Origin of the sequence: Flavivirga amylovorans (assembly GCF_030540875.1) — a bacterium.
GTDB classification, from domain to species: Bacteria; Bacteroidota; Bacteroidia; order Flavobacteriales; family Flavobacteriaceae; genus Flavivirga; species Flavivirga amylovorans.
In genome coordinates this window covers 618,787-634,776 of record NZ_JAUOEM010000003.1, presented here as the reverse complement: position 1 = coordinate 634,776, position 15,990 = coordinate 618,787, and the positions used below count along the sequence as shown (strand labels likewise).

Here is a 15,990-nt window from a genome sequence, read left to right as displayed (position 1 = left end):
TTATGGATTTTATTAAACGTGTTTTATCAACAGTAACAGGGATTATCGTATTTCTTATGATCTGTTTTTTTGGTTTGTTATTAATTGGACTCTTGTTCGGATCATCATCAGATGAAGTGATTCAAGTAAAAGCTGATTCTGTTTTAGAATTAAAATTAGATTTTCCTATAAAAGATTATGCTGATAAAACTGAGTTTGCAGACTATCCATTTTTAAATGAAGACGAAAAGAATGGTCTATTCAACCTTATTGATGCCATAAATTACGCAGCAACTGATGAAAATATTAAAGGAATTTCTATAGATAATAATTTTATAAGTGCAGGAATTTCACAAACAAAAGCATTGAGAAATGCGTTATTAAAATTTAAAGAATCGGGAAAATTCATTGTTGCTTATGCCGATATTTATACGCAGAAAGATTATTATTTAAGCTCTGTAGCTGATACCATTTATATGAATCCAGTTGGCATGATGGAGTTTAAAGGACTGTATTCAGAACGTTTATATTTTAAAGACTTTCAGCAAAAAACAGGTTTTAAGATGGAAGTCGTACGATTTGGAAAATATAAAAGTGCGGTAGAACCATTTTTAGCCAATGAAATGAGTGATGAAAACAGAGAACAAATTTCTGTGTATCTAAATGGTCTTTGGAATGAAATCAAGAATGATATCTCGAAAAGTAGAAACCTAAGCTTAGAGAGGTTAAATACGATTGCAGATAGTTTGTTAGGTAGAACAGCAGATTTAGCTAAAGCATCGCAACTTATAGATAGAATTGCATATCATGATGAATATATTAAAGATATTAAAGATGCAGTTGGAATTGCATTCGAAAAAGATTTAAAGTCAATTACCATTGCAGATTACTCAATTCATGCAGCCAATAAATTAAAATCCAATAAGAGTAAAAACAAAATAGCTGTTATTTATGCTGAAGGCGATATTATTTATGGTGAAGGTAATGAGGATACAGTTGGGCAAGGTGTTATGAATGCCTCTTTAAAAGAAGCCAGAGAAGACGATAGAGTAAAAGCTATTGTTTTACGGATCAATTCACCAGGCGGAAGTGCTTTAGCAAGCGAGTTAATTTGGAGAGAAATAGAATTAACTAAAAAAGTAAAGCCCATTATCGTTTCTATGGGAGATGTTGCGGCATCTGGTGGTTATTATATTGCTTGTAATGCCGATAAAATTATTGCTGAACCAACAACCATTACAGGAAGTATTGGTGTATTTGGAGTATTGCCTAATGGAAAACAACTAGCAGATAACATGGGTATTAACGCAGAACAAGTCATCACTAATAAAAATGCAGTGTCTTATAGCTTTTTCGAACCTTTAAATGAAGAACAACGTGCTTTTATAAAAGAAGGGATTATTGATATTTATGAATTGTTTACAAATAGAGTGGCTGTAGGACGTAATATGACCCAAGATGATGTAAAAGCTATTGCTCAAGGACGTGTTTGGACAGGTATAGATGCTTTAAATAATGGATTAGTAGATGAATTAGGCGGATTGGATTTAGCGTTGCAAAGAGCTTCTGAAGCTGCAGGCATTGAAGATTATAAAATAGAAGAGTTTCCTGTTTATGAAAAAGATCTTGATGAAATGCTAAGCGATTTGGGCTTGGTAAAGGCTAAAGAAACTATTATGAAAGAAGAACTAGGAGAAGAAAATTATAGAATTTTAAAAGAGATAAAATCAATGTCTAAGAAAAAAGGAATTCAATTATTATTTCCTTATAGTTTAGAGATTAAATAGGTTCAAAATATAATGTTTTGTAGAGGGTAGATGAAAGTTTACCCTTTTTTTGTGCCTTACTCATTCAAAAGGACACTTCACTCATTGTTGATTTTATAATAAAAGGTTTGAGGTTAGTTTTATGCTAAACTTTAAAATCAGCTATTATGAAAGCATTATTAACATTCATTATTGTATTGACCACTTCAATACAAATTCAAGGGCAAGAAAGACTAATATCAGGAAAAGTAACATCGGCAAGTGATAATTTACCGTTAGCAGGAGCGAATATTTTAATTAAAGGTACGGGCAAGGGCGTAACTGCTAATTTTGAAGGCCTTTATCAAATTAAGGTAAAACCAACGGACATTCTTGTCTTTAACTACCTTGGTTTTGTAACACAAGAAAAGAAAGTTGGAACCCTTAATACGATTTCTGTAGTACTAGAAGAAGATACATCAAGCTTAGATGAAATTGTGATAATGGGTTATGGTACAACAAAAAGGAAGGAAATAACAAGTGCTGTTACTACTGTTAAGTCCGAATCGGTTTCTTCAGCATTATCAGGAAAAGTTAGAGGCGTAAAAATTAATAACCAAGAGCCTCAATCCGGATTATTAACCGCTGGAGAAATTAATGACTTAGAGAAATGGGGTGAATGGAAAGAAAATTTAAAGAAAGATGAATACAAAGAAATACAGCAAAACTGGAATTTTTATCTGGAAAATAAAATACAAGTAGCCATAAACGATAATAATGGAGTTCCCCTAAATAATATAAAAGTGTCTTTGTTTAATGAAACGAACCAATTAATAATGGCAGCTAGAACAGATTTTACTGGTGAAGTTACATTATTTAAGGATTTGAATCAAAAATGTGAAGATGATTATTATACTGTTCAAATTCGACAAAACGACAAGATATTTGGTAAAAAAATCACAAATACATACAACCGAATTGAGTTTACATTAGACGAGCAATCACAATCGAATGATATTGATGTTATGTTTACTATTGATGCTACAGGTTCGATGGGGGACGAAATAAACTACTTAAAATCCGAACTAAAAAATATTATTACCAGATTAGATAAAAGTATAGATGATAAGCGAGTAGCCTTAACGTTTTATAGAGATTTTGGAGATGCATATGTAGTAAAAGATTTTGACTTTAATTCAGATATCGATGCTGTTAAAGATATTCTATCTCATCAGGGAGCAGGAGGCGGTGGAGATTATGAAGAGGCTGTTGAACAAGCATTGAAAGTATCTATGAGCAAAAGTTGGAATACTAATGCAAAAGCAAAATTGTTATTTTTATTACTAGATGCACCGCCTCATTTTACTAAAGAAAATGTAGCTATAATTAAAGAACAAATAAAATTGGCACAGGCAAAAGGAATTAAAATAATTCCAGTTGTGGCGAGTGGTGCTAATAAAAACGTTGAGTTTTTAATGCGTTTCTTTAGTGTTTCAACAAATGGTACTTATGTTTTTATTACGGATGATAGCGGGATTGGCAATCCACATTTAAAGCCAAGTACAGATAATTTCGAAGTTGAAAAGCTAAACGATTTGATTGTGAGATTAATAGAAAAGTATTCTGGAGTGATAAGTTAACTACCTAAAAAGATAAATGAAAATTGAATGTCCGGTTGAGTACTTCGACTGCGCTCAGCACAAGCTTCGTCGAAACCTTCATTTTTTTAATGAGATGCTTTAGTTCTCGACTGCGCTCGAACGGACAAAAATTAGACTCAAAAGTCACTCTTTCGTATTTTATTTCTGCATTTTAAAATAATAGTCCAAAGAATTTTTTCCAGAGCCATATATTAAGAAAAACACACAAATAAACAAGGTTATAATAGCTAGTAATAAATTACTGGAAATCATTTCTCCAGCAAAATTAATAACAATAGCCCCAATTAAAATAGGAAGCTGAGCAATAATAACCCATCTGGTAAGTAAACCAAAAGCAATTAAAATACCACCAATAAAATGAGCAGGTGCTACATAATGAATAACCATAATGCCTCCAGCTAAATTCTGTATTGGTTTAAATAATTCCATTAGCATGGCACTGTCTGACATAAAACCAATGCCTTTTATAAATAAAAAGACACCAAGAGCGATACGTAATAAATCAAGCGGTAAATACGTATGTGCATTAGCCCATTTATTAAGCGTTTTTATTGTTCCCATGATTGAAAAATATTGATTATCAACCTATAAGATACACAAATTCCGTGAGAAAATGAAAAATATTAAGATCAACTATCAGAACATCAGTGCCCTAAACGATTGAATTTTAATAATCGTTAATAAAAACAAAGTCTGTAATTTATAACATTAAAAACGTTTTTTAAATACAACATCCTCCTCAAAATTATAAACCCGCCAAGCACCATTTTGCTCATCTTTATAATATTTTCCAGAGATTTTTAGTTTGCCATTCCTATAATATTCTTCATAGTTTCCATGCTTTAATCCATCTTTTAGTTCTACAGAAAATTTAACTTTTCCATTAGGATGTTTTTTTATAAACTCTTTAGCAGTTAAATCTGTGGGGAAAATTTCAGGAATATTGAAAATGATTTCTTTATTTAAATTCTCCTCAGTAATTTCTATTATAGGAGAAGCGGTGTTTGTTTTTAAAGGTGTCCTCGTATCTGTAAAAGTATATTTCGTTTTTACGATATCAGGATCTTCATAATCAATGACTATTTTACTTTCAAAAAAACCTTTTTCTGGTGTTAGTTGAATACCAATTTGTGGAAAGCAAATAAAATAATCTTTATTCGTTTTTAACTGTTTCTTTGCATTAGTATCAACAAAATTATAAACGCTATTATACAAATTAGGAGCGTTTATATAAGCAAAGACACTACACCTACTATCAAACGCATCGTTAAAGTCTTTATAAGCTTCAAAATTGTCTAGTGTTTCCTTATTTGTATAACTATTGATAATGCTTTTTAAAGTATTAGGATGATTACTAAATACAACGTAGTCTTCCATTATAGTATAGTAGGGTTTATCTATGCCTTTAAAAAGTTTTCCTATTAGTAGCTTAAAAAAACCTTTAATAGACATAAAGTTGATCGGATAGCCTTTATAATTTATTTCTTTAAATTTTACTGGGCTACGCTTCCGTATTTGTTCTAAAATAAAATCTAAGTTTTGTTTTGCTTTATCGCTATCATTAGTTTTTAGCACTATAGCAACATCTTTTTTAGATTGAGATACTGTAGAGTGTAATTGGAGTAATGCGGCTTCATCATCTATCCAACTAATAAAATGCTCTTTTAAGTCAATCTTTAAAAAGTTTTCTACTTTTTCTATACCTTCAATATAACTTTTAAATTGCTCAGGATTTTCTTTCTGAATGGATTCAAAATTAGTATTAAACTCATTAAAACTATTAAATGAGAAACTTAAATAAAGTGCTGTTTGCTTTGGTGCAATTTTACTAATGCTACGTGTTCCCGTTCCAGATTTCTCTAAAGCCTTTAAATAGGCATTAGCTTTATCATTAAAATTTGTTATTCCGTTTGCTTCAATAGTATTATCATCTAAATCAAAACTAAAGCCACTAAACTCTAAACTACTGCTTAAGGTTTTTCCAAGATCACCCGAGTCATTCGAAAATATTTTAATAAAATCATCTAAATATTTATATTGAAAATATAAACGAAACATATCATTATAGCCAACATATTTATTGACTTCTATAAAATCGAGATCCCTGCCAATTTCTGGTTCTAAATATTGATCTATGGAAGCTTCAACCAATGTGTGCATATAAGACACAATCATTTGGTTTTTTATAAAACTAATGTATAGCGTTTCATGAGTTTTTATATCATAAATCTCTGTTATTTGATGTTCATGGTATTTACGCTTACTTACTTTATAATTAGCTGTGGTAATGGTGTTTAAATGATTTTTTAATATATCAAGTTTAGCTATTTTTTGTAAATCAATAACATATAGAAACTCATATTTTCCAGGCGTATAAATATGTGAAGATATGAGTATTTCTCTATCTCCAAATCTTTTAAAAGTACTTTCATCTTGTTTAAAGATGGTATCTAGTTTATTAAGACTTTCGGAAAGACTATTAAAATAAGCATTGGTATTTAAATGTTTCCAAATATCACTTTTACTTATGGTATTCCAATTATCTATTGGTTTTTGACTTTCAATAATATAAACAGCATCTTTAGGAACTAAATAAATGGATTTTATATTATCATTAGTGTCAATATAGAACGTGTAAATTAAATACAGCGCATAACTAGTAAAAAGTAGACCTAGTAGGGGGAGAATCTTCCTTTTTTTCATAATATAAATAGATTTGGGGGTGAAAATGTTTTTATACTTGTAGTACTCCTAAATTAAATTGTTTTTCAATAGGAGCGTGGTTAGCAGCTTCAATACCCATACTAATCCAATGTCTAGTATCTAGGGGATCAATAATCGCATCTGTCCAAATACGAGCAGCAGCATAGAATGGAGAGACTTGATTGTCGTATCTGTCTTTTATTTTATTAAAAAGTTCTTCTTCCTTTTCGGGTGTAATCTTTTCTCCTTGTTTTTCTAACGACGCTTTTTCAATTTGCAATAATACTTTAGCAGCCGAATTCCCGCTCATAACCGCCAATTCGGCACTTGGCCATGCCACAATTAATCTAGGATCATAAGCCTTTCCACACATAGCATAATTACCAGCTCCATAGCTATTCCCGATAATAATCGTAAACTTTGGAACCACAGAATTACTAACCGCATTTACCATTTTGGCACCATCTTTAATAATACCACCGTGTTCACTTTTACTACCAACCATAAAGCCAGTAACATCCTGTAAAAATACTAAAGGAATTTTTTTCTGATTGCAATTCGCAATAAAGCGTGTTGCCTTATCCGCACTATCATTATAGATAACACCTCCAAATTGCATTTCACCTTTTTTTGTTTTTACAAGTTTACGCTGATTAGCAACAATACCTACTGCCCAACCATCAATTCTTGCATAACAAGTAATAATGGTTTGTCCGTAACCCGCTTTATATTCGTCGAATTCAGAATTATCAACCAAGCGTTTTATGATCTCATACATATCGTATTGATCAGCTCTGGATTTCGGTAAAATCCCGTAAATATCTTCCGTATTTTCTTTTGGTTTTTTTGAATCACTTCTATTAAAACCAGCTTTATCATAATCACCAATTTTATCAATAATGTTTTTGATGGTATCTAAAGCATCTTTATCGTCTTTAGCTTTATAATCGGTAACTCCAGAAATTTCGCAATGTGTTGTAGCACCTCCTAAAGTTTCATTATCAATAGTTTCTCCAATAGCAGCCTTTACCAGATAACTTCCAGCAAGAAAGATGCTTCCTGTTTTATCGACTATTAAAGCCTCATCACTCATAATAGGCAAATAGGCACCTCCAGCAACACAGCTTCCCATAACAGCTGCAATTTGGGTAATTCCCATGCTACTCATAATAGCATTATTTCTAAAAATGCGTCCAAAATGTTCCTTATCTGGGAATATTTCGTCTTGAAGTGGTAAATACACCCCAGCAGAATCCACTAAGTAAATAATAGGAAGTTTATTTTCGATAGCAATTTCCTGCGCACGTAAATTCTTTTTTCCAGTAATAGGAAACCAAGCACCAGCTTTCACAGTGGCATCATTAGCAACCACTATACACTGCTTACCTTTAATATAACCAATCTTTATTACAACGCCACCAGATGGACAACCACCATGCTCAGTATACATATCTTCTCCAGCAAAAGCAGCAATTTCAACAGCGTTAGACTTAGCATCTAAAAGATAATTAATACGCTCTCTTGCAGTCATTTTTCCTTTAGCGTGGAGTTTTTCAATACGAGATTTGCCACCACCAAGACTTACTTTAGCTAAGCGTTTGTTTAATTCTGAGAGTAAAAGTTTATTATGATCTTCGTTTTTATTGAAGTTAATATCCATGTATAAATTAGTTTGTTGCTAATGTACAAAAGTTGCCATTCTTGTGAAATGTGTAAAAGCAAAATATTTTCTTACGATTCTATTTTTGTTAATGTAATCATAAAATATATTACATGGAATTAGTTTCCTTGGAAAATAAATATTTTTATTTTATATTTGTACTATAAAATAATTAGTACTTATGAAACATATTATAGCATTTGCAGGTAGCAATAGCAAAAACTCAATAAATCATCAATTAGCAATATATGCTTCGAGTTTGGTGGAAAATGTAAAAGTAGATATTTTAGATCTTAACGACTTTGAATTACCGTTGTATGGTATTGATTATGAAGTTGATCATGGTATTCCAGATAATGCGCATAAATTTTTAGAGTCCATAAAAGCATCAGATGGTATTGTTTTATCATTGGCAGAACATAATGGTGCATATTCAACGGTATTTAAAAACCTGTTTGATTGGATGTCTAGAATTGAAGGAAAAACTTTTTTTGGAAAGCCTATGTTATTAATGGCAACCTCTCCAGGTGGCAGAGGAGGTGCTTCAGTTTTAAGTATAGCACAAGATAGATTTCCACGTCATGAGGCAAATATTGTTGAAGTATTTTCGTTTCCATCATTTGGAACAAACTTTGCAGATGGAAAGATTACAGATAAAGCACTGGATTCTGATTTAAAAAGCAAGGTGAAATTATTTCAAAAAGAGTTATAATTCAATCTGAATACAGAAAAATGGGAGACTTCTCTAAAGATATTAATTCAAAATTTCCAAATAACAGAATTAAAGCCTTGTTGAATATTATATATACAGCAAGTTGGATAACGAGTTATCAGAATGATTTCTTTAAACCATTTGGGATCTCTCCCCAACAGTACAATATTTTAAGAATATTAAATGGAGCTAAAGAACCTTTAAAGGTACAAGTAATTAAAGATAGAATGCTAGAGCGTTCTCCCAATGCCACTAGGTTAATGGATAAATTATGTGCCAAGAATTATATTAAACGTTTACCCTCAGAGCATGACAGACGCGTGGTAAAAATTATAATAACAGAAGAAGGAAAAAAGCTTTTAGCGTCTATTCCACATACCATTAATAAAGATTTATTAAAAAATTTAAATGAAGAGGAAGCAGAGCAATTAAGTAATCTGCTCGATAAAATGCGATGACAATTAATTTGTCATTCCCTCGAAGAAGGGAATCTCATTATACTTCTTGAGGTTGCGATAAAAAGATTCCCTCCTTCGAGGGAATAAAAAGAAAGCATGAAAATGAAATCAAATACAATAAAAACAATAGGGCGCAGTGATTTTGTTAATATGGGACCTATACAATTAAGACAACCCTTACCAAGTCGAAATATAGACATGGTGGATCCATTTATATTATTACATCATTATGGTCCTTATGATATTTCAGAAGACAATAATCCTTTTGATTTAGGACCACATCCACATCGTGGGTTTGAACCCATTACATTTTTAGTTCAAGGCGAACAATTACACAGAGATTCTTTAGGAAATGAGAGTATTGTTAAAACGGGCGATGTGCAATGGACAACAGCAGGCCGTGGTATTATCCATGCCGAAGCACCAACAAAAGCGTTTGTTCAAAAAGGAGGAACTCTTGAAGGGATTCAGTTATGGTTGAATTTACCAGCAGAAAAGAAAATGATTCCTGCTAATTATCAGCATGCAAAAAACGAGGATTTCAATAGTGTTAATTCTAAAGACAACAAAGTGAAAATTCAAATTATTGCTGGTGAATTAGAAAGTAATTACGGGAAAATAGGTACACAAACAGTTGTTAATGTTTATATGATAGACATTGAAGAAGGAGGAGAGCATTTTATTGAAGTTTCAAAAACACATCAGTCGATGCTCTATTTATTGCATGGAGATGTAACGGTTAACGATTCGGAAAGTTTGAAATTAAATGAAAATCAGTTGATTCAGTTTAATCAAGATGGGAATGGTTTTTCGATAAAAGGACATAATACAAGTAAAATATTATTTCTTTCAGGAGAACCCTTTAATGAAAAGGTAGCAACTTACGGACCCTATGTCATGAATACCCAAACAGAAATTATGGAAGCCATGCGAGATTACCAAATGGGTAAAATGGGATTTCTTCCAGCAAATTAAATAATAAAACCTGAATAGTAGTCATTTCGACCTAAAGGGAGAAATCACATAATCATTGAAAACAACAATGAAGAATTCAATATTATGGGATGTCTCAATCGTACCTCATTTCGACATGACAAAAGAAATATTAATATAAGTTCGATAACAGTATTAAAAAGGATAATAAATAATAAGATTCCCTCCTTTACTTAAACTAGTTCAGCACAGGCGAGGGAATGAAAAAACACGTGAAAAATGAAAACAATAATTCACAAAGCAAACACCAGAGGATATGCCGATCATGGCTGGTTAAAATCACATCATACATTTAGTTTTGCAAGTTATCAAGATGCAGAACGTATGAATTTCGGAGCACTCCGTGTACTTAATGACGATGTTGTACAACCCAAAATGGGGTTTGGTACACATCCACATCAAAATATGGAAATTATTTCTATTCCATTAAAAGGCGCACTATCACACAAAGATAGTATGGGAAATAAACGTGCTATTGAAGTAGGAGAGGTACAAGTAATGAGTGCGGGTACAGGTTTAACACATTCAGAATTTAATGATAGTAAAACTGATCATGTTAACTTTTTGCAACTTTGGATCATTCCTGAAGAAATGGGAGTTACTCCAAATTATGAACAAAGGAAATTTGATGTTCTAGCTCAAAAGAACGAACTACAAACTGTAGTTGCGCCGAAGGATAAATTAGAAGGAGATGCCTTACCTATAAGCCAACAAGCATACATTTATAGAACTGATCTGGATACAAATAACTCAATATCATTAACAGTAAAAAGTGAGAACAATGGGCTCTACATATTTGTAGTTGAAGGCCAATTAGAAATAGCTGGGAATACTTTAAATTCTCGTGATGCCATTGGAATTTCAGAAACTGAAGGCATATCTATTGAAGCAAAAGAGTCTTCTAAATTAATTATTATAGAGGTGCCTATGAATTAAAGAAAATGTCTGTAATGTTTGTATATAAAATACATGAATAAACTTACTCTTTGTTCGATTCTCATGTTTTTATTTATAACAGTGTCATTTACTAAATTTTGAAACGTCGCTCCTAAGTTTAATTGTCTGTAATGGGATAATTGAATCATAGTTACTTATGTTAAACCTTACCTTAAGGCTATTTTAAAATAAGTACCAAATAATATCACACTTGAAGTCATTTTTATAAGCGTTTGCTCAGAAATAACAAAAAAGCAGGGTAAAATGAAATTATACGATTTTATGCAAAAGAATTGTAGTATATATTGATGATAAAACAAATAGTTAGGCACAAATTGAATAAGTATATGAATGATTTAAATTTAAACATTAATTTACGATATTTGCGTTCTGACTAACCATCAAAATAGAAAAGATTATGGCAATGAATAAAAATACGGTGTTGGCTTGGGCCACATGGATAATGATTTTTGTAGGATTAGCATTGATAGCTATGGGAGCATTTAGGTATGATGATGTTGCTGGCTGGGGCTTTGCTGCAGTTGGAGTAGGCTTTTTTGCCAATGCGTGGGTATTTAATGCCCTAAAAGGAAGAGTTTAGTTTTATTTACAATTTTACATATTAAGTCTTATGACTATAAATTAATAATTAATAATGAGCGACGATAAGAAAGTAATTTTCTCAATGTCTGGTTTAACCAAGACATTTCAAGGGGCAAATACACCTGTGTTAAAAAATATATATTTAAGCTTCTTTTACGGAGCTAAAATTGGAATCTTGGGTCTTAATGGTTCGGGTAAATCCACATTATTAAAAATCATTGCAGGCGTTGATAAAAATTACCAAGGTGATGTTACCTTTTTACAAGGTTACTCCGTTGGGTTTTTAGAGCAAGAACCTAAGCTAGATGATGATAAAACAGTTATGGAAGTGGTACGGGAAGGTGCTGCTGAAACCGTAGCTATTCTTGATGAGTATAATAAAATTAACGACATGTTTGGTTTGGAAGAAGTGTATTCCGATCCAGATAAAATGGAGAAGTTAATGAACCGTCAGGCCGAGCTTCAAGATCAAATCGATGCAGCCAATGCCTGGGAACTAGACACCAAACTAGAAATCGCTATGGATGCCTTACGTACTCCAGATGGTGATAAGAAAATTGCTGTACTTTCTGGAGGTGAAAAACGCCGTGTAGCACTATGTCGCTTACTTTTACAAGAACCAGATGTATTATTATTAGATGAGCCAACCAACCACTTAGATGCGGAGTCTGTACACTGGCTAGAGCATCATTTGGCACAATATAAAGGGACTGTGATTGCAGTAACGCACGATAGATACTTTTTAGATAATGTAGCAGGTTGGATTTTAGAGTTAGATAGAGGAGAAGGAATCCCATGGAAAGGAAACTATTCCTCTTGGTTAGATCAGAAATCAAAACGTTTAGCACAAGAAAGTAAAACAGCTTCTAAACGTCAAAAAACCTTAGAACGTGAGCTGGAATGGGTAAGACAAGGAGCCAAAGGACGTCAAACCAAGCAAAAAGCACGTTTAAAGAATTACGATAAGTTAATGAGTCAAGATCAAAAACAACTTGACGAAAAACTGGAAATATATATTCCTAATGGTCCAAGATTAGGAACCAATGTTATTGAATCTATTGGAGTTAGTAAAGGTTATGATGATAAATTGCTATATGATGATTTAAACTTTAACCTACCACAAGCTGGAATTGTTGGTGTTATTGGACCAAATGGTGCTGGTAAAACGACTATTTTCAGAATGATAATGGGAGAAGAAACGCCCGATAAAGGTGAGTTTAAAGTAGGAGACACTGCCCAAATAGCTTATGTAGATCAAAGTCATTCCAATATAGATCCAGAAAAATCAATTTGGCAAAACTTTAGTGATGAACAAGAATTGGTTATGATGGGAGGAAAGCAAGTGAATTCACGTGCTTATTTAAGCCGTTTTAATTTCTCAGGAAGCGAACAGAATAAGAAAGTAAAATTACTTTCTGGAGGAGAAAGAAACCGTTTGCACCTTGCCATGACACTTAAAGAAGAAGGCAACGTATTGCTTTTAGATGAGCCAACAAATGACCTTGATGTAAATACATTACGAGCCTTAGAAGAAGGGTTGGAAAACTTTGCTGGTTGTGCCGTAGTGATATCGCACGATAGATGGTTTTTAGATAGAATATGTACACACATACTAGCTTTTGAAGGAGACTCACAAGTCTATTTCTTTGAAGGTAGTTTTAGTGATTATGAAGAAAATAAAAAGAAACGTCTTGGTGGCGATTTAATGCCAAAACGAATAAAGTATAAAAAACTAGTAAGATAAGCGTATAAAATATTAGTGCTTGCCAAAAAGCTATTTTGTATAATTTTAGAAAGACACGAATTTCACAAATTTTCACTAATTAATCTGTAATAGACAGCTTTAATGATTTGTGTTCATGTTTTGTCCAATACAATATAACCATTTGACAATGAATTTGTGTGAATTCGTAAAATTCGTGTCCAAGTCAAATCATTAAATAAATATAAGTTGAAAAATGTGCTTTTTTATTTAAATCTAAAAAACCACCGTCTTTGACGGTGGTCATGTTTTAAAGGCTCTGCCATTTTTTAGGTTTACCATCTAAAACTTTTTAAAGATGAGTAAATATAGAAAATTAACACATGTGTACTACAAATGTGACTATCACATTGTTTTCACTCCCAAGTGTCGTTTCCGTGTTCTAGAAGGTATGGTAAAAACTTTGGTCGAACATGACCTTCAGGTCATCAGTACTTGGAAAGATGTCATTATTCAAGAAATGAATGTGCAAAAAGATCACATTCATTTGGTTTGTTCAATCCCTCCGAAGGTTTCTGTATCAGAATTCATGGGTATTCTAAAGGGAAAGATGGCAATCAAACTATTCAAGACGTATCCCAGTTTAATACAAAAACCATATTGGGGCAATCACTTTTGGTCGAGAGGTTACTTTGTAAGTACCATAGGTTTAGATGAGGATATGATACGGAGATATGTGAAATATCAAGAACATCATGAATGAACCTAATGCCCCTTTGGGGCTAATCTGAAAATCAAAGCCTCCGTTTTTAACGGAGGTTGTTTACTTATTGTCATACATATGTCCCTCTGTAAAATCTTTATAATTTTCCTCTTCCTCATCAGGCATTTTTGTATTCATACTATTTAATTTCTCATTTTCCTTTTTTAGTTTGTAAGATTTTCTGACGCCTAAAAGCAGTAAAATTGAAAAAATAACAACAACAATAATTAGTACAATAACGATATTGGCTTGGTTAATTAAGAAGGGAGAAAATAAAAATATAACTGGATAGTTAGATAACATATATTGATGTATGTCTTTGATTAATAGTCACTCAAATATAATATAATTTATTCAGTAGACAATTTTTAGACAACCATTTAGGACAAAATAAAATAGTGAAATTTTAAAAAATGTAACTTTCTTATAATAAATTATACTAATAGTTAAAGTATTGTAAGTTTAGAAATTATCTGACAAATAAAAATTTGATATTTCCGTTTATCTGCTTAATTGCTATTTCCAAGTTTGTACTAAACTTGCTTGTGCTGAACTTGTTTCAGTATTTCGATAAAAAGGGAGTTTAAAAGCATTTGTTTGCTTTTAAAATTGATTTTTTTTAACGACATTGCTTATCTAAAAATATTTATAATTAAAAAAACACTCTAACTCTATGTCTGACGATTTTGATTTATTGGAAACCAATTCTAACGAGAAAACAGAAAAAGTAGATGTCAATTGGGGAAAAGCCATAGACACTATGAAATCTAAATTGTCTCAGGAAGACGATCCAGAAGTTCGACAAAAAATATTGAATGCCACCTTGGATGATGTGGTACATATGGCAGAAAAAGACAGAACAACGCTTTTAGATGCTATTAAAGATTTAACCGACTATCAAGACGAAGTTGGTATTATTTTCGAAAAATTCTCAGCACTTAATGCTACCGAGCAAAAAGTAATTGATGATGCTCAAAAAGCGTTAGAGCGTGCTAAAATAGAATTAGAAGATGCCGAAGCAAAGCCAGATACCTGGTGGAATAACCTTTGGGGGCGTAAAAGCAAAATTAAAAAAGCACAAGTAGAACTTCAAACTGCTGAAAAAACACGTGCTGCTGCAGATAACAAAGCAAAAGCGATGTTCCAGGAACGTATAGAAAGCGCAGATGTACAAACATTATTAAGTGAACTATCGTATAAATCTCAAGCAGCTGTAAGCAGATTAAAAAATCGTGAAGTAGAGATTAAAGAAGTAGAAGATAAGTTACAAGTAGCCATTGTTGAAGCTACTAAAAATCACACCAAAGCTTTAGAAAAAAAGAAAGAAGTAGAGGCGAAGCTAGAAGAGCAATACGCTTTATTAAAACAAGCCCGTCAAGAACTTGAAGATATAGCAGACAAACAATCTGCAGATTATGCGCAAGCCGTTGGTAAAGTGACCACTTTAGAGCAAAAAGTAGAAGAGTTAGAAGGTTTAAAAAATGCCTATACGACATTAGCTGCCAGTAAAGACAGTTTTGTACATAAGCATAACTTAACTATAAAGGTATTAACGTCTTTACGTAGTAACTTGCAAACACACCGTGCAAAATTAAAGAGTGATACCGAAGAACGTTTAAAATATTACGATGGCTATGTAGTAGCATTAAAAGCTAGAACCGATCAGGAATTTGCAGCTATTTTAGAGCATTTAGGTGTAAAAACCGATGAGCATATTGGAGAAACTTTGGCATCTATGCATACCGCAAGTGCTAAAGCACGTCAAGATATGATGGATAATATTCCAGTTCACGAAAAAGTCATGCAAGGTGTATACAGTAGTTATGCCGAAGCTTTACAAGAGATTCGTGCTAAAGATAGCGATATTCAAAAGAATTTTGCAGAGCGTTATGGTATCGATATGAAAGAGATTTTTGAAGATTATTATAAAGTCGATCCTAATAAAGCTTCAGAAGGCGACGGTGGTGAACCTGAAGGAAAACCAAAGCCAAAACCAGAAGCAAGCGACGACGACTTATTGTCGTAATGTCGTTGTGAGGAGTGTCAGTCTGAGCGTAGTCGAAGACAAACGACGT

The 15,990-nt window shown here is 32.4% G+C and carries 14 protein-coding genes; 10 read left to right on the top strand and 4 right to left on the bottom strand.

Annotated features, from left to right (window positions below; translation table 11 throughout):
* Positions 1-2 precede the first annotated feature (2 nt).
* Complete coding sequence (sppA, locus tag Q4Q39_RS11250; RefSeq protein ID WP_303282574.1) at positions 3-1,766, top strand: signal peptide peptidase SppA; 1,764 nt, start codon at positions 3-5, stop codon at positions 1,764-1,766.
* A 146-nt stretch (positions 1,767-1,912) separates the two neighbouring features.
* Positions 1,913-3,364 (top strand): vWA domain-containing protein, encoded by a 1,452-nt coding sequence (locus Q4Q39_RS11245; RefSeq protein ID WP_303282573.1) that lies wholly within the window; start codon positions 1,913-1,915, stop codon positions 3,362-3,364.
* A gap of 159 nt (positions 3,365-3,523) precedes the next feature.
* Here the strand turns inward: Q4Q39_RS11245 and Q4Q39_RS11240 are convergent, their stop codons facing one another.
* The 3 genes from Q4Q39_RS11240 to Q4Q39_RS11230 all read right to left on the bottom strand — a co-directional run bounded on the left by Q4Q39_RS11240 (position 3,524) and on the right by Q4Q39_RS11230 (position 7,748).
* Positions 3,524-3,946 (bottom strand): DoxX family protein, encoded by a 423-nt coding sequence (locus Q4Q39_RS11240; RefSeq protein ID WP_303282572.1) that lies wholly within the window; start codon positions 3,944-3,946, stop codon positions 3,524-3,526.
* A gap of 147 nt (positions 3,947-4,093) precedes the next feature.
* Positions 4,094-6,088: a DUF3352 domain-containing protein gene (locus Q4Q39_RS11235; protein WP_303282571.1), complete on the bottom strand. Its 1,995-nt coding sequence runs from the start codon at positions 6,086-6,088 to the stop codon at positions 4,094-4,096.
* A gap of 31 nt (positions 6,089-6,119) precedes the next feature.
* Positions 6,120-7,748, bottom strand: coding sequence for an acyl-CoA carboxylase subunit beta (locus Q4Q39_RS11230; protein WP_303282570.1), 1,629 nt, complete (start codon positions 7,746-7,748; stop codon positions 6,120-6,122).
* A gap of 181 nt (positions 7,749-7,929) precedes the next feature.
* Here Q4Q39_RS11230 and Q4Q39_RS11225 point away from each other — a divergent pair, with 181 nt between their 5' ends.
* From Q4Q39_RS11225 to tnpA, 7 genes are all read left to right on the top strand, one after another.
* Positions 7,930-8,460: an NADPH-dependent FMN reductase gene (locus Q4Q39_RS11225; protein WP_303282569.1), complete on the top strand. Its 531-nt coding sequence runs from the start codon at positions 7,930-7,932 to the stop codon at positions 8,458-8,460.
* Positions 8,461-8,480: 20 nt separating this feature from the next.
* Entirely contained in the window at positions 8,481-8,918 is a 438-nt protein-coding gene (locus tag Q4Q39_RS11220; RefSeq protein WP_303282568.1) for a MarR family winged helix-turn-helix transcriptional regulator, read from the top strand.
* A gap of 102 nt (positions 8,919-9,020) precedes the next feature.
* Positions 9,021-9,893 carry a pirin family protein gene (locus Q4Q39_RS11215; protein ID WP_303282567.1) on the top strand — a complete coding sequence of 291 codons (873 nt, stop codon included), beginning with the start codon at positions 9,021-9,023 and terminating at the stop codon, positions 9,891-9,893.
* A 237-nt stretch (positions 9,894-10,130) separates the two neighbouring features.
* Positions 10,131-10,847, top strand: a complete 717-nt coding sequence (locus tag Q4Q39_RS11210; protein ID WP_303282566.1) for a pirin family protein — start codon at positions 10,131-10,133, stop codon at positions 10,845-10,847.
* A 418-nt stretch (positions 10,848-11,265) separates the two neighbouring features.
* On the top strand, positions 11,266-11,448 hold the full coding sequence (locus tag Q4Q39_RS11205) for a CAL67264 family membrane protein (RefSeq protein ID WP_303282565.1): 183 nt from the start codon (positions 11,266-11,268) through the stop codon (positions 11,446-11,448).
* 54 nt (positions 11,449-11,502) lie between these two features.
* Positions 11,503-13,194 (top strand): energy-dependent translational throttle protein EttA, encoded by a 1,692-nt coding sequence (gene ettA / locus Q4Q39_RS11200; RefSeq protein ID WP_303282564.1) that lies wholly within the window; start codon positions 11,503-11,505, stop codon positions 13,192-13,194.
* 316 nt (positions 13,195-13,510) lie between these two features.
* Positions 13,511-13,915 carry an IS200/IS605 family transposase gene (gene tnpA / locus Q4Q39_RS11195; protein WP_303282563.1) on the top strand — a complete coding sequence of 135 codons (405 nt, stop codon included), beginning with the start codon at positions 13,511-13,513 and terminating at the stop codon, positions 13,913-13,915.
* Between the two features lie 60 nt (positions 13,916-13,975).
* Here the strand turns inward: tnpA and Q4Q39_RS11190 are convergent, their stop codons facing one another.
* Entirely contained in the window at positions 13,976-14,218 is a 243-nt protein-coding gene (locus Q4Q39_RS11190; protein ID WP_303282562.1) for a hypothetical protein, read from the bottom strand.
* A 370-nt stretch (positions 14,219-14,588) separates the two neighbouring features.
* On the opposite strand from Q4Q39_RS11190, the gene Q4Q39_RS11185 reads away from it, so the two are divergent.
* Positions 14,589-15,941, top strand: coding sequence for a coiled-coil domain-containing protein (locus tag Q4Q39_RS11185; RefSeq protein WP_303282561.1), 1,353 nt, complete (start codon positions 14,589-14,591; stop codon positions 15,939-15,941).
* Positions 15,942-15,990: the final 49 nt, after the last annotated feature.